19 protein-coding genes are annotated in these 18,248 nt (G+C 34.0%); 11 read left to right on the forward strand and 8 right to left on the reverse strand.

All coding sequences use genetic code 11. The features are described 5' to 3' along the window. Positions 1-54 precede the first annotated feature (54 nt). From Bccel_RS26530 to Bccel_RS26565, 8 genes are all read left to right on the forward strand, one after another. Positions 55-594, forward strand: a complete 540-nt coding sequence (locus Bccel_RS26530; protein ID WP_036944901.1) for a hypothetical protein — start codon at positions 55-57, stop codon at positions 592-594. Positions 595-618: 24 nt separating this feature from the next. After that, positions 619-768: a hypothetical protein gene (locus Bccel_RS30525; protein ID WP_154673505.1), complete on the forward strand. Its 150-nt coding sequence runs from the start codon at positions 619-621 to the stop codon at positions 766-768. A 2-nt stretch (positions 769-770) separates the two neighbouring features. Beyond that, a complete protein-coding gene (locus Bccel_RS26535) occupies positions 771-1,223 on the forward strand; it encodes a helix-turn-helix domain-containing protein (protein WP_036944902.1) in 453 nt (150 codons plus the stop codon). A gap of 148 nt (positions 1,224-1,371) precedes the next feature. After that, entirely contained in the window at positions 1,372-1,629 is a 258-nt protein-coding gene (locus Bccel_RS26540; protein WP_036944904.1) for a helix-turn-helix domain-containing protein, read from the forward strand. Between the two features lie 461 nt (positions 1,630-2,090). Continuing rightward, positions 2,091-2,456, forward strand: a complete 366-nt coding sequence (locus Bccel_RS26550) for a hypothetical protein (RefSeq protein WP_050753906.1) — start codon at positions 2,091-2,093, stop codon at positions 2,454-2,456. 291 nt (positions 2,457-2,747) lie between these two features. Continuing rightward, positions 2,748-5,597, forward strand: a complete 2,850-nt coding sequence (locus Bccel_RS31865; RefSeq protein WP_050753907.1) for a pentapeptide repeat-containing protein — start codon at positions 2,748-2,750, stop codon at positions 5,595-5,597. Between the two features lie 257 nt (positions 5,598-5,854). Continuing rightward, a complete protein-coding gene (locus tag Bccel_RS26560) occupies positions 5,855-7,147 on the forward strand; it encodes an HD domain-containing protein (protein WP_051983565.1) in 1,293 nt (430 codons plus the stop codon). 2 nt (positions 7,148-7,149) lie between these two features. After that, positions 7,150-7,743 carry a hypothetical protein gene (locus Bccel_RS26565; protein ID WP_036944905.1) on the forward strand — a complete coding sequence of 198 codons (594 nt, stop codon included), beginning with the start codon at positions 7,150-7,152 and terminating at the stop codon, positions 7,741-7,743. A gap of 260 nt (positions 7,744-8,003) precedes the next feature. On the opposite strand, the gene Bccel_RS26570 is transcribed toward Bccel_RS26565, so the two are convergent. The 3 genes from Bccel_RS26570 to Bccel_RS26580 form a co-directional block, all read right to left on the reverse strand. After that, positions 8,004-9,074, reverse strand: a complete 1,071-nt coding sequence (locus Bccel_RS26570) for a radical SAM/SPASM domain-containing protein (RefSeq protein WP_036944906.1) — start codon at positions 9,072-9,074, stop codon at positions 8,004-8,006. After that, on the reverse strand, positions 9,071-9,577 hold the full coding sequence (locus tag Bccel_RS30540) for a hypothetical protein (RefSeq protein WP_036944907.1): 507 nt from the start codon (positions 9,575-9,577) through the stop codon (positions 9,071-9,073). The genes Bccel_RS26570 and Bccel_RS30540 overlap by 4 nt, the downstream gene beginning before the upstream one ends. A gap of 111 nt (positions 9,578-9,688) precedes the next feature. After that, positions 9,689-10,237, reverse strand: coding sequence for a TetR/AcrR family transcriptional regulator (locus Bccel_RS26580; RefSeq protein ID WP_036944908.1), 549 nt, complete (start codon positions 10,235-10,237; stop codon positions 9,689-9,691). 236 nt (positions 10,238-10,473) lie between these two features. On the opposite strand from Bccel_RS26580, the gene Bccel_RS26585 reads away from it, so the two are divergent. Both Bccel_RS26585 and Bccel_RS26590 read left to right on the forward strand, forming a co-directional pair. After that, positions 10,474-11,733 carry a YhgE/Pip domain-containing protein gene (locus Bccel_RS26585; protein WP_050753909.1) on the forward strand — a complete coding sequence of 420 codons (1,260 nt, stop codon included), beginning with the start codon at positions 10,474-10,476 and terminating at the stop codon, positions 11,731-11,733. Positions 11,734-11,768: 35 nt separating this feature from the next. After that, positions 11,769-13,349 (forward strand): YhgE/Pip family protein, encoded by a 1,581-nt coding sequence (locus Bccel_RS26590; RefSeq protein WP_050753910.1) that lies wholly within the window; start codon positions 11,769-11,771, stop codon positions 13,347-13,349. 80 nt (positions 13,350-13,429) lie between these two features. Here Bccel_RS26590 and hypB read toward each other — a convergent pair whose 3' ends face one another. Next, positions 13,430-14,083, reverse strand: a complete 654-nt coding sequence (gene hypB / locus Bccel_RS26595) for a hydrogenase nickel incorporation protein HypB (protein ID WP_036944911.1) — start codon at positions 14,081-14,083, stop codon at positions 13,430-13,432. A 21-nt stretch (positions 14,084-14,104) separates the two neighbouring features. Then, positions 14,105-14,734 carry a trimeric intracellular cation channel family protein gene (locus tag Bccel_RS26600; protein ID WP_036944912.1) on the reverse strand — a complete coding sequence of 210 codons (630 nt, stop codon included), beginning with the start codon at positions 14,732-14,734 and terminating at the stop codon, positions 14,105-14,107. 244 nt (positions 14,735-14,978) lie between these two features. On the opposite strand from Bccel_RS26600, the gene ytvI reads away from it, so the two are divergent. After that, positions 14,979-16,046 carry a sporulation integral membrane protein YtvI gene (gene ytvI, locus Bccel_RS26605; protein WP_036944913.1) on the forward strand — a complete coding sequence of 356 codons (1,068 nt, stop codon included), beginning with the start codon at positions 14,979-14,981 and terminating at the stop codon, positions 16,044-16,046. Here ytvI and prmC read toward each other — a convergent pair. From prmC to rpmE, 3 genes are all read right to left on the reverse strand, one after another. Then, complete coding sequence (gene prmC, locus Bccel_RS26610) at positions 16,027-16,956, reverse strand: peptide chain release factor N(5)-glutamine methyltransferase (protein WP_152966101.1); 930 nt, start codon at positions 16,954-16,956, stop codon at positions 16,027-16,029. The two genes, ytvI and prmC, sit on opposite strands and share 20 nt — an antisense overlap. Beyond that, positions 16,940-17,884 (reverse strand): DUF1385 domain-containing protein, encoded by a 945-nt coding sequence (locus Bccel_RS26615; protein WP_036944915.1) that lies wholly within the window; start codon positions 17,882-17,884, stop codon positions 16,940-16,942. The genes prmC and Bccel_RS26615 overlap by 17 nt, the downstream gene beginning before the upstream one ends. 126 nt (positions 17,885-18,010) lie before the next feature. Then, positions 18,011-18,220 carry a 50S ribosomal protein L31 gene (gene rpmE, locus Bccel_RS26620; RefSeq protein ID WP_036944916.1) on the reverse strand — a complete coding sequence of 70 codons (210 nt, stop codon included), beginning with the start codon at positions 18,218-18,220 and terminating at the stop codon, positions 18,011-18,013. Positions 18,221-18,248: the final 28 nt, after the last annotated feature.

Genomic DNA, 18,248 nt, shown 5'->3' on the forward strand with positions numbered 1-18,248 from the left:
ACTTCTTTCAAGAAAAAACGTATAACTATTTTATAACTTGAGAGGAGAATATCTATGATCAAATTTAATGGAAATTCAGGCCTTGAGGCTCATTTTAATGAATTTTTAAACTGTCGAATCAATGATATACAATCCCATTTACTTCAAGATCCAGAATATATAAAAATAAATAATCAGAGCATTGAGTTGTTTGCACAAATTTCCAGTCAAATACCAAAGTCTTTAGCAAGTGCTTATGAGGAGAACGAAACAGTTTTATTATCAAAAGAAAGTGAATTTTGCTATTTACAAGGTTTTAATGATGGGCCAAAATTTAAATTTCTACTTGGAATGAGTCAGAAAGACACTAATGCACTTGACATGACAACACGAAATTTTGAAGAAATCTATGCTAATATTGATAGAATATTGAAGAATAATGCAGACTATAAAGAAGCAAAACAAAAGCTACATAAGTACTTTTCGAAGATTGATAAAGAAATAGCCAGTGAGCTTTCGGATATTAATACCTGCTTAGAAGTTGAGTGTCAAGAGGCAGGTTATAACCAAGGCTTTTCAGATGCAGTAAGGCTAATAACAAATTGTTTATTGTAAATTAAATGAAAGGAATTTTGGAATATGACTAGATCTAGAAAAAGGGAGAAGTTTAAAATACACTTACTGCTAAACGGAAAACCTGCAACAGAACAAGAAATAATTGATGCACTGAATAGAAAAAGTCTTGAGAAAGAACTTGGTAAGCTGAAAAACAGTAACATGGAGGTGTAAGTATGTATCAAGCCAATGTTGAATCAAAAACCCTAAATTATAGGGATAGGATTTTAAGAATTATTTATGAAAGAGCAATACAGCAGCTATCAATAGATGCGAAGATACCGCTATTTGAATTGGATTCAGCCTTGATAGGTAAAAGTCAATTACGTCTAGATCAAATTGAATCTATATGCAGAGCTTTAAATTGCACTCCTTCAGATATTATTAAACCGCGACTACCTATGAAAGATACACCCTCTGTGAAACCCCGATATCAGAATCAAAAGGACTTCGAAATAACAAAACCTTTTCTAAAGGTAAGAGAAGCTGCTAACGTTTACAATATTGGACGAAATCTTATTTACTCAGCAATACACAATAAGGAGTTAAAAGCTTATAAACCAAACTGCCGAGATTACCTTATCAAAGTTACAGAGATAGAGGCTTGGATACAAAGTAAACCTATATAATAATTTCATAACAAATACAATGGGGGCCAGAGAAATTGTGGCTCCTATTGTTTTCTATTGTTAAAGTTCATAAGTATAATTTTATCAAATGTTGGCGATAACAGAAAATAGGTTTCAATAACAAAATATATGCACAGGAGGTAGATAAATGAGAACTGTTGTACATTACTCTAACCTTAAACAGCTTATGGCAAAGTACGGAATGACAATATCAGATATCTCACAAATAGTTGGAAAGAGTTATCGGCAGACAATTAAAATTCTGAATAAAGAAAAAATGCAATCTGGGACAATACCGGTATTTAACGTGAATGAGGCAAGTAAAATTGTAATATATTTTCATAAGCTTGGAGAAGCATCCGTTACTCTGGACGAATTATTTTTTGATCAAGTGGAAACAGTTTAATCCCATAACGGTACTTCTAATATATAAATTTTAAGCTTTAATTCTTTAAATAGGCAAGCATTATAAAAATGGGCTGCCTATTTTTATTATATTTATCAGCCCTCACCTTAAAATTTATAATAATTACCACACAATGACCGGAGGTGGCGACCTTTTCCATCTCTACAAAAATTTTTAGAAAGGGGGGATTAAACTTTTTATGCCTTGGAATGCGTAAATAACCTGCTTGGTCATTTTCCATAGAGCTCTTTTTGTAAGTATTTCGTCAATTTGATACCACACCCCCCTATGGGAATGCCCTACGTTTTCTTTGAAGCTGCATCCTCGGTGTTTTAAATCACCTGCCAGTAATTCGTTATGGGGGGTACCTATAGTTATCTTGTTCATATATTTGATGAAGTTCTATAAAATATGTTATATAATGTAACTGAAGCTAAAATAATAGATAGGGCGTGAATGAGATGAAAAAATTTTTTATAGTACTTGGAACTATAATGTTTGGTGTTAGTGCATTTATGATTTATTTAGGCTACGATAAGATAACAAACTATACAAACTTATCATCATCCATAGATTCTACGGGCTCTATAAGTAACTCATTAAGAAATAATGCTTATGTTGGTGGAGACGCTTATAATTATATAATTAATAGCAATTATGCCACTGGATTTTTTGTGCTTGCAGTATTATTTGTAATATTAGGGTTTGGATTTATAATTATTGGCTATTTACAAAGTATAGAAAGCCTCAATGAAAGTTTAAAATATTTAAATAAAAAGCAAATTGACTTGGTTAGCAATGCTAATTCCAAGGTTAACAATACATAAACCTCAGGGGGGAGGGTAAATCCCTATAGCTTTTAATGTTCAAAACCGCAGCCTAAGCACACGCAAATTTTTTTCCCAAAATTAGATAAATTCAGAATTTTAACAGAAGAAATAAAATAGTCAGGTGGCTGTTCTCTACAATCTTTTTATCTTGGTAATAAATGCAATAGGTCATTATTTATTTGTTTTTAGCCCTATCATAAACTTCATTGGGAGCCAATAAATATTTGCCTATAATACCTATATATGCTAAAGTTATATGTAAATATAGCTGTTTCTTAGGAGGATTTTATGGAAATTAAGCTTGAAAGACCAAATTCAGTTTGGACAAAGCCTGTAAAGTTACAACCTAAATTATTTAAAGAAATCGCTAAATTTATAATGAATTTAGGTTGTCATAGATATGATAAATTGCCTGAAGATATAATGGGAATAATCTCTGAAATTGGATTTAAAGATTCTAATAGTGAAAAAGGTTGGGTATTGATTAGTGGTGCTATAATAAGATCAACAATAATGCTAATAATAGAAAACAAAAGTTCAGTATTGGAAGAAAATATAGTTACTGATGAATTGGAAGAACAAATAAATACGGTATTAGAAAATGAAGAATCCTTTATAAACTACAATTTTTTTGAGAATCCCAAAAATAGCAATCTAATTAATGCAATAAAACCAATTATTCGTGATTTTTTTTCGTTGTTTAAATTTGAGAATGATATAACAGCAGAAAATTTATGTAACAGGTTTCCTTCATATTTTGTTTTTGGCTTGATTGAAGAATGGAACTCAAGGTCAGATTATTACAAATCTCTTGAAGAAGAAGTGAATAAGATATCCCCATTTGATGAGGCAGGTAAAAAGGAAAAAGGATGGATAATGTATTATTCATGGATGCAAAAACATATTGATGAGCCGATGTTTTCAGAGAGCTTTAGCTTAAAACAAGTATATGTCCCTCTGAGAGCTTACTATAAGGTAGAAGTAGACAATAAAATAGAAGAGTATTACGACGAAAATTATCAGGTAAACTATCATAAAGTAGTTGTAGATTTGGAGAAAGCATTAGAAGAGTGGATCAACTCCCAGGATAAAAATGATTCAATAAGAATAATAAGTGGAGGTCCAGGTTATGGTAAGTCATCATTTTTGAAAATTTTTGCAGCTAAATTAAGTGAAAGAAATGACATGAAAATTCTTTTCATACCGTTACATCAATTTAAAATGAGGGATGACTTAGAGGATGCACTAAAAGTATATATAAAAGATAATGAATTTTTAAATCAAAATCCTTTAGATATGGGTGAAAAGCTACTAATAATTTTTGATGGATTAGATGAATTGGCTATGCAAGGTAAAGCTCTAGCTGAACTTGCTAATCAATTTATTGATGAAATTATTTATAAAGTTGGATCAAAAAATGCAATTCAGAAGAATATCCAAGTTATGGTAAGTGGGCGTGATGTAATTATTCAAAAGAACGAACATAAATTTAGGAGTAGGGGACAGATATTAAACATTTTACCATACTATATACAAGTCGAAGAAAAGGAAAATACCAAGAGAATAAAAAATAATGATGATAAGTTTATAGACAATAATGGATTACTTAGTTGTGATCAGAGACATGATTGGTGGAGTAAATATGGCAAAGTAAAAGGGAAAGATTATAAAGGACTTCCAGAATTGTTGAGTAGTGATGAGCTTGACGAAATAACTACTCAACCTTTGTTAAACTATCTTATTGCATTAAGTTATGAAAGAGGAAAAATTGATTTTTCAGAAAACCCAAATTTAAATGAGATTTATAATGATTTACTGGAAGCAGTATACTTAAGGGAATATGAAGATGGCAGATTACATACTTCGATAAGGGATATGGAGCAGAAGAATTTTTTTAGGGTTTTAGAAGAGATAGCAATAGCTTCATGGCATGGAAATGGGCGTACTGCCTCAGTAAAAGAGATTAAAGATAGAGTTGATTCTTGTAAGATAAATAATATATTTAATGAATTTAAATCTGAAGCAGAAAAAGGAGTCATTTCACTTCTGACGTCTTTTTATTTCAGAAAATATGGAAATACATCTGATGGTGATGAAACTTTTGAATTTACACACAAAAGTTTTGGCGAATATTTAACAGCAAGAAGAATTCTAACATATATTTATCAATTTGATAAGAATCTCAAACAAAGATATAGAGATTACGATGATGGTGGATGGGACGAAAAAGAGTGTCTTATTAAATGGGTAAAATTATTTGGAGCAAAAGAAATTGATGAAGATTTGATTAAGTTTATTAAAAATGAGATATGTATTGCTTTGAATCGGAAGTTATACAATTTTGAAGAATTACAAAATAGTATTGTAATTCTGATTAATTATACTATAAAAAATGGGTTGCCTATGGATGAGACGCCTATAAATACTTATTTTCAAAAAAGTAAACATGCACAGAACGCAGAAAAAAGTCTTTTTATAATATTAGGCCTAATATCTGCATCGACAAGTAAAATATCTGAAATTAAATGGGAAGATGAATACACATTTGGAGATTGGATATCTAGATTACAGGGCCAAAGAAGAGGTGCCATTATACCTTTGTTAAGACACCTTAATAATCTCAATATAAAAATGATGTGTTTAGACTTAAGGGATTTTTACGCAGCAAATCTAAGTTATAGCAATTTAAAAGGAGCAAGTCTATATAATGCTTGCTTAATCATGGCAAATTTAAGAGAAGCAGATTTAGAAGGTGCAAATTTGAGAGATGCAAATTTACACAAAGCAGATTTATTCAAAGCAAATTTGAGAGATGCAAATTTACAACAAGCAAATTTACGTGAATCAATATTGTTAGAAGCAGATTTAAGAGGAGCAGTTTTAAGAGGAGCAGTTTTAAGAGGAGTAGTTTTAAGAGGAGCAGATTTAAGTGGAACAGATTTAAGAGGAGCAGATTTAAGCGGAGCAGATTTAAGCGGAGTAGATTTAAGAGGAGTAGATTTAAGAGGAGTAGATTTAAGAGAAGTAGATTTAAGAGGAGTAGATTTAAGAGGAGCAAAATTAAGAGGAGCAAAATTAAGAGAAGCAAAATTAAGAAGAGAAGATATAAAATTAAAGGTGAATGATATTATGAATTAAAAATTATCGGCTAGTAGCAAAATGACAGAGCCATGTATATTATTATGGCATATCAATAGGTAAATTTATATATTATTATTTTATTTTTATCGATCCAAAACTTTTAATGCTTTTAATGATTGTAAAGAAACAGAATAAATTATACGGATACTCAAAATAATATTGTAAACTTCTAACCTATTAACTATAATAAAAATGAATTGCTATAAAATACAAAACTACTAAGCTGCACATTATTTATTAAGGGGTGTTAATTGGTGGTAAATAAAGTACGTGATTCTGTTCATGGTTTTATATATTTTACCGATATAGAAAAAGAGGTAATAAATTGGCCCGAATTTCAAAGATTGAGATATATAAAGCAGCTTGCACTAACGAATTACGTATACCCTGGTGCTGTGCATACAAGATTCGAGCATTCTTTAGGGGTAATGGAGATGTCATCAAGAATGTTTGATAGACTTTGTATTAAAACAAGATCTGGTGAGATGATTGAAAAATCGCTTAAAGTTATTGGACTTGACAAAAAAACGGCAAGGCAAGTTTTAAGACTCGCCTCATTATTACATGATGTGGGACATCTTCCTTTTTCTCACGGAGGAGAAGCCATTATACCGAAAGGCAAGAAGCATGAGGATATAAGTATTAGTATAATTGAATATTTACAGGAAAAGTTAGAGAAACTTTACTTTAAAGATATAACGAATTTAGTTGTTCAATTAATTCAAAAACAGGTTGTTTTACCGGAATTAAAACTCTTAAAGGACATCATATCTGGTAATATTGATGCGGATCGAATGGATTATTTGCTTAGAGATTCTCATCATTGCGGCGTAGATTATGGATACTTTGACCATAAAAGACTAATAGAGAGTTTATCTGTTATTGAAGGAATAAACGGGGGACTTGATTTGGCTATCAAGCATGATGGCATTCATGCTTTAGAAGCTTTAATATTAGCTAGATACTATATGTTTACTCAGGTTTACTGCCACAGAACGCGACGTATTTACGACAATTATTTAAAAGGTTATATGGAATCATGGAAAGGTAAAATAAGTGATAATTTTATTGATGTGACTAAATATGATGATGTAGATTTAATAGCGGATTTTAGAAGAGTTGCGGAAGAAGAGAGTAATCCTTTTCATAATTTTGCTTATAGGATATATAACAGGAAGCATCATTCTATGATTTATGAGACATCGGAGTTCACAGATGCAAGAGACCGAAGAAAATCAGAAGGAATATATAAACAATTATCCAATATATATTCAAAGGACTATAATTTATTAATTGACCATGGCGAAGGAAATATCCATAAATTTCTTGTTGATGGTGAAGATGAAGCGGGAGAAGAGTTCTATGTGATTAGGAACGACAGGGAATGCTTATTAACAGAAGAATCGCACATTATTAAGAAAATGCCGAAGAAATTCCATGTGGTTCGTATTTATATCGACTCTAATATTATTTCAGAAAAAATAAGCAAAGAAGCCATCGATGAGTTGAGAATAAAAGCTTTAGAGGTGGAAAGGGAGGTAAGATAAAGATGGAAATATTGTTATGCAATAAGCTTGATGACGCTATAGTTGCATACATCGTCAAAAAATGGAACGAAGTTTCAGAAGTGCCACTTGGAAGGACTATAATACAGAAGCTATGTTATTTTGCTAAATCAAAGGGGATACCTTTAGATTATGATTTTGATATGTATCACTATGGACCTTATAGTCAGAACCTATATTATAGAATGGATGATATGACCGCAGATAGTGTGGTTAATGATGATAACGTTGCTTGCAAGAATACCAACATAAAGTCATGTAAATCAAAATATATGCCTGGTAATAATATTGATAAATTAATTAATATTTATAAGGATGATATTGATAAATTTACTGCAGATATTGATAGTGTAATTAATGTTTTTCATGATTTTGACCATACTGGATTAGAGCTATTGTCAACTATTCACTTTTTCCAGACAACACTTTCGCATTTTTATAACAAGCCTGCAAATAAAAATGATGTAATAGCGAAGGTAAAGAATGCAAAAGGCGATAAGTTTAAAGATGATTTAATTTCTAAAGCATATGATGCTCTTAAGAAGGCAGGAATATTTGAATGGCATGAAAAAAACTAATAACATATTAATAAAATAATTGACTACTAATTGACTACTAAAAACAAAAATAGTAGTCAATTTTTATTTATAGTAATCATAAGTTAGAATGCTGGAATGTTTATTTATCAACGGTTTGATACAATGAAATATAGTTGACAATAATCATTATTCCGTTTCCTAAACCGCAGGCCGGAGGTTCGAATCCTCTTGGGCACACCATGAAAAACCGCTTACCGGAATGGTAGGCGGTTTTGTTATATGTACCTATTCTTAAATATCTAAAGTGTTTGGCAGGTTTGGGTTGCAAATAGCCTGCAGCCTTTATTACATAGCTCTATATGCTTACATGGACTACACTTTAAATTCTGTTTTCCGGATCTGAATTCATTTAATGCACTATTGTTTAACCACTCGTCATAATTCAGTGACGTTGCTATGCCAAAAGTCTCATTCCAGAAGGAACATGGCTTAAAGTTACCGTGGACATCAATTGCAATGTAGTAGATTCCTCCTTTACACCCGTTTATATCATAATACTCCAAATCTTTTTTTCTTACTTTATGTTTAGATATTGAAGGGAACAAAGAACAATCAATCATGGGCATAATATTGTATTTTTGTGAAAGCCTTACTATTATCGGATATAAGTTTTTCTCCTTCAAAGAAGTAATTTCCATGTTTTTATACTCTGCGTTATTGTTTGTTATCTTAAATTTTAGAAATAATATTTTTACAAGATTAAGTTTTGAAGCCCACCTAAAAACATATTCGATATTATGATATATCTCGTTGGTTATTAACAAATTAATACCTGGAATAATGCTTTCTTGCTGAAGTATTTTTATTGTTTTTTCCAACCTGGTAAGTTCATCTATTGAATGAATGCTTAAGTGTATATTTCCGAAAACATTACACTGATTAGAATTAATTTTTGTTATTTCCAACCCATTCGTAGTTATATTTGGTACAATATTATTTTCTCTTATGTATCTGGCTAAATTAAAAAGATTAGGGTAAAGGAACGGTTCACCGCCGCCTAGTGATATGGTAAAAACATTTAGATTGGAAAGATTATCTATTATTGATTTAGCAAGGCTGTAATCCATCTCACTTTCTTGTGAATGTGTATTAATTGCATAGCACCCTTTACAAAGCAGATTACATTTGTTTGTAAGACTCATATGAACATCCATGGGAGAACTAAGTATGTTGCTATTTAGTGGATGCTCGTATTTTGGTATGCCCAGCTTATCCGCATACTTATTATTGATAAAAGCAGTAAATCCGGGGTTCTCGGAAAATATTATGCCTCCAAAATGCTCTCTTCTCATTTTGCGAATTGTCTTCATAATTGTATCCATCCAATAGCTGTGAGTAAAAGTGTTACGGCAATGTAAATGCCTATTGATATAATTGTTTGAAATTTTTTTAATCCTTGAGTCAATATCATTTTTATTAAAACCCATGTAGAAATTAAGAAACCAATAACAGGGCCGACCGATAGCATAATGGCAGGAAAAATATATCTAACCTTGTCTTGCGAATAAATTGCACTATATCCAAAAATTAAAAGCGGAATTGCTTCAATAAGAGCTATAACAAGACAAATTCTAATATGCCAGTTGGTATATAATAAAATACTGCTTAATTCAACTTTCTTTTGCTTTTCAATATCATGGATTTTTCCTTGAGAAATTTTTTTAGATACATTATAAACTATTATGTTTGATATTATAGTACTAATGAAAGTAATAAAAACTGAGAATATTACAACCATTGGCATATAACCTGCCCCACCTGAGAAATTAGCCAAGTGTCCAGGTCTTACTTTTAATATTTTTTTAGTATGCATTACTAACCCGCCCCAATAAGAAATTTACAGTCTATTATAATATTACTATTTACTGGGTTAGATATCAACTTTTATAGTAGTTTTATACTAAAAGTATTTATAATATTTCATTTAGTTTCTTTTGGGAATCATTTCTGTTACAATGACGGCCAACTCCTTTGGAGAAACCTTCATATCATCTTCAAGCCACTGCTGGATAACCCCAATGCAGCCAGATAACATATAGGGTCTTTGATAATGAAGTTTTGATAAGGTATCATCAACTGGGAGCAGCGATTGTTTTATAGTGTGTTTAAGTTTTTGAATAAAAGTATAATCACCATCCGGACCAAGCAATATCTTGCATAGTTCAGCGTTATGCTGCACAAATTCAAATAGATAAGTGAAAAAGGATATAAGATTATCATAGATGGTAGGTTCTTTAAAAAACTTCTCTGCGGTGGAAATAAAGTCTGTAAGCATTTCAGTTTCAATCTGTTCAACCATGTCAAATATGTCTTTGTAGTAAAGGTAAAAGGTTGATCTGTTGACGTCTGCCAAATCAGTGAGTTCCTTTACTGTAATATTGTTGATCTTCTTTTCGGACATAAGCTTTGTTAAACTCTGCAGAAGCATTTTTTTAGTTCTACGTATGCGTCTATCAACATTTTGTTCCGTCATGAACATACCCTCCCCGATGATTTTTACTATAATCACTTTTGCTATAACAATTCTTGAAAAATAATCGACACATGTTGATTATGTGTTGAATAATCAGCGAAACCATACCACATTAACGATTGAAGTTATACTACACAAATTCTATAATATACACGTGTCGAATAAAATACAAGCGTTATTTTGTGTAGAGTAATCTTTAATATACATAAGGTGCTGGTAGCAAGGAGGTAACAGATATGAGTACTAAGGAAGGAAAAAATAGAAAGCTGATAATGATTGCTTTAGTTGCTGTGATTATTGGTATTATGATGGTTCCAATGATTTATTGTGCTATTTATCTTAGCAGCGTTTGGGATGTATACGGAAAGCTTGATAAGGTGCCTGTGGCATTTGTAAATTTGGATAAATCAGTTACAAAGAATGGGAAAGAATATGCATTAGGGAAAGAGGTGGAGAACAGCCTCAAAAACAACAAAAAAGTGGGCTGGAAGTTCGTAGACCATGAAGGTGCCGTGAAGGGCTTGGAAGGTAAAGAGTATTTTGCAGTAATAGAAATACCGGAGGATTTCTCACAAAAAATAGCTCAGGCACAGGATGGTAGTTTCAATAACCCTGAAATTATATATAAGGGCAATGAAGGCAAAAATTTTGTTATATCCCAGGTTACTTCAAGGGTTGCAGAAAGCATTAAGGCTGAGGTGAGTTCCAGTATTCAGAAGGAAATCTCCAAATCTTTGGTAGATAGTCTTTGTGATGTTAAGGTTTCTATAAAAGATGCAGGAGATGGAGCAGGAACTCTTCAATCAGGTACACAAAAGCTTGCAGACGGAAGCTGGGAATTGGCTAATGGACTTGGAAAGGCTGTAAGCGGGTCAAAACAGCTTGAAGAAGGATTGAAGAAGGCTGCTGACTCAACAGCAAAGCTCCAGGAAGGCACCGGGATGCTTTTGGATGGAAGTAAGGAGTTGGCGGCAGGCACTGAAAAGGCATTTAAAGGTTCAGCTCAGCTTGAAAGTGGCATTAGGACTGCAGCAGATTCAACTGCAAAACTCCAGGAAGGTACTGGGAAGCTTTTAGACGGAAGCAAGGAATTGGCAGCAGGAGTAGAAAAGGCATCTAAAGGGTCGGCTCACCTTGAAAGCGGTTTAAAGAATGCTGCTGAATCAGTAGCAAAATTACAGGGAGGTACCGTAAAACTTTTTGATGGAAGCACTGAATTAGCAAATGGCATCGGCAGTGCAGCGGAAGGTTCAAAACAACTTGCAGAAGGTTTGAAAAAACTTACTGACGGACAAATAAAAGTAATAGGTGGTGCCAGTTTACTAGGTGAAGGACTTAGTACTTTTAAAAGCAGTTTAACTGCATCTGGTGATCAGGTTTCGCATTTGGTAAAAGGGGCTTCAGACCTTAACAGCAATGCTGGGCTTATTTTACAGGGGCAGAAAAGCTTGATATTAGTCTTAATAACGGCCTTACTGCACTGGCGGATGGTCTGAAGCAATCCTCAGGCGGCATTAGCCAGGCAATTTCAATGATGAATGCCCAACTTGAAAACATAAATAATTCCAACCTAAGCCAGGAAGATAAGGCAAAGCAGTCAGCGGTAATTATGGCGGCGACAATTTCGGGTATAAAAGATATTAACGAAAAAATAAATACTAATATTGAAACACAGCTTAGAGCAACAGCATCTGCAGCACATCCGTTGGCAGTTAACCTAAAGCAGCTGCAGGAAGGAACAAAGCAAATTTCGGAAGGCACCGGGAGACTGGCAGTTGGATTAGCCGATACTCAATCAAAAGCGGCTGCAGGGGTTGATAAATTAATAAATGGGTTAAATGAAATTCAGACTGGAAACAGTGGTGTGCTGAAAGGATTAAATACTGCCACCCAAAAGACTGGAGAGCTCGCAAGCGGATTGGATAAGCTGAGCGGCGGGGCGGTATCGTTGAAGGATGGACTGAAAACTGTTAATGATGGTAATATAAGCTTAAAAGACGGATTAAACACTGCAGCCACAAAGACAGGAGAGCTTTCAACAGGATTGACCACAATCGGCACCGGTATTAAATCATTGAAAGATGGTTTGGAGACTGTAAATAATGGAACAATCACTTTAAAAGATGGATTAAATACTGCAGTAGCAAAGACGGGTGAGCTGTCAGGTGGCCTTGGTACACTTAGCGGTGGAGCATCATCGCTACGGGATGGCTTGAAAATTGTTAATGATGGAAGTATCAGTTTGAAAGAAGGATTAAATACTGCTGCTGGCAAGTCAGGTGAGCTGTTAGATGGATTGGGGAAGCTGTCAGGCGGCGCAGTATCGTTGAAGAGTGGTTTGCAGGATGCCAATGAGGGAGCAATAAAACTAAAAGAAGGTTTGAACGGCGGCTATAACAAGTTAAGTGACAAGCTTAAGTTTAACTCTGAGAGTATGTCGGTGTTTGTTTCGGAACCTGTAAAGGTGAAAGATGAATCCATTAATCATGTTAACCATTATGGAGAAGGCTTGGCACCGTATTTTATATCATTGTCCTTATGGATAGGTATTATGCTGATGAATTTGGTACTCACACTCGGTAAAACACTGAAATTGTTTAAAAGCAAGCTTATGAGCAGCTTTAGCGGAAAATTCCTTGTAGGTATATTACTTGCAGTTATGGAGGCCTTAATCTTAAGCTTTGTACTTGTAAAATGGATAGGAATTGATCCTGTGAGCATACCTTGGCTATATATAATGAATATATTTATTGCTGTTGTGTTTTTTGGCATTATGTATGGGGTGTCAAATGGATTGGGTATTTTAGGAGCTCCACTAATGTTCATAGTATTGATACTCCAGTTGGCATCATCAGGAGGAACGTTTCCCATAGAAACAGCACCAAAATTATTTGGAATAGTTGGAGAAAAATTGCCGATGACTTACACAGTAAATGCATTGAGGATGGTAATATCAGGTGTAAATTCAGCCATACTCGGCAATGATATCAGAACACTACTGATAATTATGGTTGCATGTTTGTGCGGCGGATTAATCATAAGACCAATCATTAACCTGGGTAAAAAGATGCACAATAGATTATTGGTGAGAAATTTGGCTTCTGAAAACTAAAAATTCCAAGATGGAAAGGAAATATTGGGCCGCTACACTAATTTCTTAATGCAACGGCCTATAATTTTATTTAGGGAATATTAACGAACTTTATTGTGTTTTTTCATTAAACACTTAACCAATGAATCGATACCCTCGCCTGTTCTACAGGAAACCTCTATTACAACTGCCTTTTGGCTCAAGGCTTGTACACCCTTATAGAACATTTCTTTGTGGAAATCGATATATGGCATAAGATCAGTCTTATTAAGTACGATAATATCTGCAGCTTCAAACATGGATGTGTATTTAAAAGGCTTGTCATGGCCTTCGGGAACACTTGCTATGACCATCTTTATGCTTTCTCCGAGATCAAATGTTGATGGACATACAAGATTGCCTACATTTTCTATAAATACAATTGAATTGTCTTCAATATTAAGATCAGGCATAACAGTTTTTATCATGTTGGCGTCAAGATGGCATCCGCCGCCGGTATTTATCTGTATTACCGGAATTCCTAAGGCGTCAACCTTTTCAGCATCAATACTTGATGCTATATCACCCTCAATAACCCCCATACCAACCTTACCTTTAAGTGCGTCAATAACTTTTAGAATTGTGCTGGTTTTGCCTGCACCTGGTGATGCCATAATGTTTATAACTGTGATTCCCTTTTCATCAAATGCTTTTCTGTTGTCTTGTGCTATCTGCTGATTAGCATGCATTATATTTTTCAAAACTTTTATTTCCATAGGCTCTCCTCCATTACTTCACTATTTGCCGTTTTGGATACTTCTACTGTCAGTCTTAAGTACAGGCAAATTAATGTTAAAATACATGGATATGCTTCTTATTGAAAAAACAATAAGAATGCATAAATATATATTTATTACACTATCCAGTCTATTATACAGGATGTAAAATGAAAAAGCACCTATTATGGAAGCTAATGCATATATTTCTCCTCTAAATATCAATGGAACTTCATTTACCAGCATATCCCTTATTATTCCGCCGCCTACTCCAGTTAAAACTGAAATGAATATAATACCTGTAAGAGGAACATTTAGGAGTATGCATTGGTACGCCGTCAGCACGGTAAATGTTCCTAAACCTAGTGCATCGAAAATCTGTATAAATACAGAAATTCTGGTTATAAATTTATACAGCAGGCAGGTGAATATAGTGGAAATAGCAATGGTAGTCATATATGTTTTATCTGTAAAGAGTACAGGCATTCCCCTGTTTAGTATGACATCCCTTATCAGACCACCCCCACAAGCGGTAAAAACCCCGAGAACGAATAGGCCGAAAAAATCAAGCTTGTTTTTAATTCCCATTAATATGCCGGATATAGCAAAAGCGGCTGTTCCGGCGATATCCATAATATCTATAAAAATCATTAGGACTCCACCCCCTGCCTCTCTATTTGTAATACATTTATACTGTATTTTTCAATACAAATAGAATTATATTTTTTTGAGCAAGTCAAGTCAATGTTGCTTTTAGGAATTAATATATTAAAAATTAATGTCAATTATAAAAAATGCTAGTGTCTTTTAGTATATGCTGTATTATAATAGTGTATATAGTTAGAGTCATTAACACCTAAAAAGATATTTTCTATTTCGAAGGGTAATATAAAATATGCATAACTTTGTTCAAAAGTACTATAAAAGTGCGTTAAAGCTTTTATTTATAGTAGCATTTTTAGGTATAGTTTATATATCGGTTACTTACCTTATACCTTTTTTTGCACCATTTGTTATCGGCATACTTCTGGCTGTAATTAATGAACCGCTGATAAAACTTATGGAAAAAAAGATCAAACTTCCAAGGAAGGCATTGGCACTTATATCCTTGCTTTTCACCATAATAGTTTTTGGCGTGCTGCTAACAGTTGGCCTTGTAAAAATTTATAATGAACTTCTTATATTTAAGGATAATGTAACTGAATATGTAAATAGTACTTCCAACCAGATGAATGATTATTTCAATAGACTGGAGACTTATTACAATAAGCTTCCGTCAGGTATTTCAAGTGCAATAAACAGCAATATAAACAGCTTGGGGCCAAAAGTACAGGAAATAATTACATCAATAGTTACGTACCTTATAAACACGATTTCTTCAATACCAAAGATGACGGTATTTTTGATTGTATCTATTTTATCGGCTTATTTTATAAGCAGCGACAGGAAGAAAATATATGAATTTTTCGGAAAGCAATTTCCTGAAAAATGGAGAAACAATTTTCTTGATGTGAAATCAGGAACCTTTGCTGCGCTTTTCGGTTATGCCAGGGCTTTGCTTATATTAATGTTTATAACTTTTGCGGAGGTTAGTATAGGACTGACTATTCTAGGTGCCGAATATGCTTTGTTGATGGGCTTTATAGTAGGCCTTTCCGATGCTATCCCAATTCTTGGGACAGGTGTTGTAATGGTTCCGTGGATAGGCTGGAATGTTATAATCGGTGATTACAGAATGGCCCTGGGTCTTACAATAATATATGTCCTTGGTGTGTTAATGAGGCAGATCCTTGAACCTAAGATTATCGGTGATCAGATAGGATTACACCCTCTGGTTACGCTAACAGCAATGTATGTTGGGTTGGAGTTTTTCGGAATTATCGGAATGTTTGTAGGGCCTGTTTCAATAATAATACTTAAAAAGCTTCAGGATTCAGGTGCTGTCAAGTTTTGGAATGAGTAAAGTCACGAATTCCTGCAACAACTCTGGCAATGCCTGACAGGTCTTTATGAATTGCTACATCAAAGGACTTTAGAGCCATGAGTTCTTTAACGTCCTGGGCTTGGTTATAGCCTGCTTCAAAGGCTAACAGCCCTCCTTCAGCAAGAAGGGATTGACTCTTTAATATAATCTCCCTATAAAAATTAAGGCCGTCTTTACCGCCATCCAGTGCACCTACGGGCTCATGATTCCGAACCTCCTTTTGCAGCAAAGGAATCTCGTCAGAAGGGATGTATGGAGGATTGGAAACTATTATATGAAAGTCTCCGAATGCCTTGGCAGGTATGGGTTTATGTACAGTGTCTGTACAATAAAAAGTGCTGCTGCCTAAAATATCCAGCTCAATAAAAGAAATTTTATCTCTGACACCGATAGCTTCTGCATTAAACTCTGCAACTTTAAGTGCATTTTTTGATATATCAATTGCTGTAATAGAGCAGTCTTTAATATAATGTGCAAGACTTATTGCTATACACCCTGAGCCTGTACCTATATCGAGGATTCTTAATGGCCTTGCTGTCATCTTTTTTGCATGCTCAATAACTGTTTCAACAAGTATTTCAGTATCCTGACGCGGGATTAGAACATCTGGAGTAACCTTAAAGTCTAATGACATAAACTCCTGGTGACCTGTTATATATTGAAGCGGAGTGCCGTCAGACCTTCTTTTGATGAATTCAATATATTCGGCTGATACTTCAGGTCTTATTATCTCATCGCTTTTTGCATATAATAAGGCCCTGTTTATATTGAGCAAATTGCAAAGCATAACCCCGGCTTCAAGAACCGGGGCTTCTATTTGAGCTTTCTTTAAGCTTGATATTCCTATATCAAATAAATTTTTTAATGTAATATTACCATCTATCTGCATTTGAATCCTCTACCAAAACATTTTTTAGTGCTGTGATGGCTACTTCGATCTGCTGGTCATCAGGCTCTTTTGTAGTAAGCCTCTGAAGTGCCAAACCAGGAAGGCTGACAAAAGACATAAACTTTGAGTCACTTCTTCCTGCAAACTTAATAACCTCATATGACAGGCCTGCAACTAAAGGAATCAGAATAATTCTCGATAATACCCTCCACAAAAGAGAACCCCAGCCTGTAAATGAGAATACGATAATACTTACAATCATTACAACGAACATGAAAGCTGTTCCGCAGCGAGGGTGCCTGGTAGTGAATTTTTTTACATTCTCTACAGTCAGCTCTTCTTCACTTTCATAGCAGTGTATGGTCTTATGCTCTGCACCGTGATATTGGAAAACCCTCTTAATATCCTTCATATTGGATATCAGTGCCAAATACCCTACAAACAAGGTTATTCTTATGATACCCTCAAATACATGAAGACTTATAAGTCCTGAAGTAGTGTCTTTGTCAAAGTGCAATAACCCTGCTAAAAAGCTTGGTAAGAGCATAAAAAGTCCAATTACAAAAATCATTGACAAGAATACTGAAAAGTAAATAACTGCATCAAGAAATTTGTCCTTAAATATCTTTTCAAAAAAAGAATCAATCTTGGATGGTTTTGCGTCCTTCTCGTTTTCCTCTTCAACCTCAACAAACTCTGCAGAGTATAGAAGTGCTCTCATACCTATAACCATTGATTCGAACATACCAACAGCTCCGCGGACAATCGGAAGCTTAAAAAAATTATGCCTTTTGGCAAGTGTTTTTAGTGGTTTCTTATCTATGATTATTTCTCCGTCCGATTTCCTGATAGCTATTGCTATATCATCAGGACCCCTCATCATTACGCCTTCTATGAGGGCTTCTCCACCTATGCTGGTTTTTTTCATTATGACCTCCGATAATAAATATATACCTGTATATTTCTAAAGTTAATTTTCCCCACAAAAAATTAAAGGCTGAAAATATATCTCAGCCTTAGTTTAACACGTTTATAAAATTTTTTCAAATACAAATTAAGCTTTATCAACAATACCAAACTTTTTCTTAAACTTGTCAACACGTCCACCAGTATCGATGAGCTTTTGTTTACCAGTAAAGAAAGGATGGCATTTTGAACAAATTTCAACATGAAGACTGCTCTTAGTTGAACCAGTTGTAAAAGTTTCTCCGCACGCACATTTTACTACAGCCTGCTCATATTTTGGATGAATTCCTTCTTTCATTATATTCACCTTCTTTCGCATATATCTT

It is taken from the genome of Pseudobacteroides cellulosolvens ATCC 35603 = DSM 2933, from assembly GCF_001262605.1.
In the GTDB taxonomy this organism is placed as follows: domain Bacteria; phylum Bacillota; class Clostridia; order Acetivibrionales; family DSM-2933; genus Pseudobacteroides; species Pseudobacteroides cellulosolvens.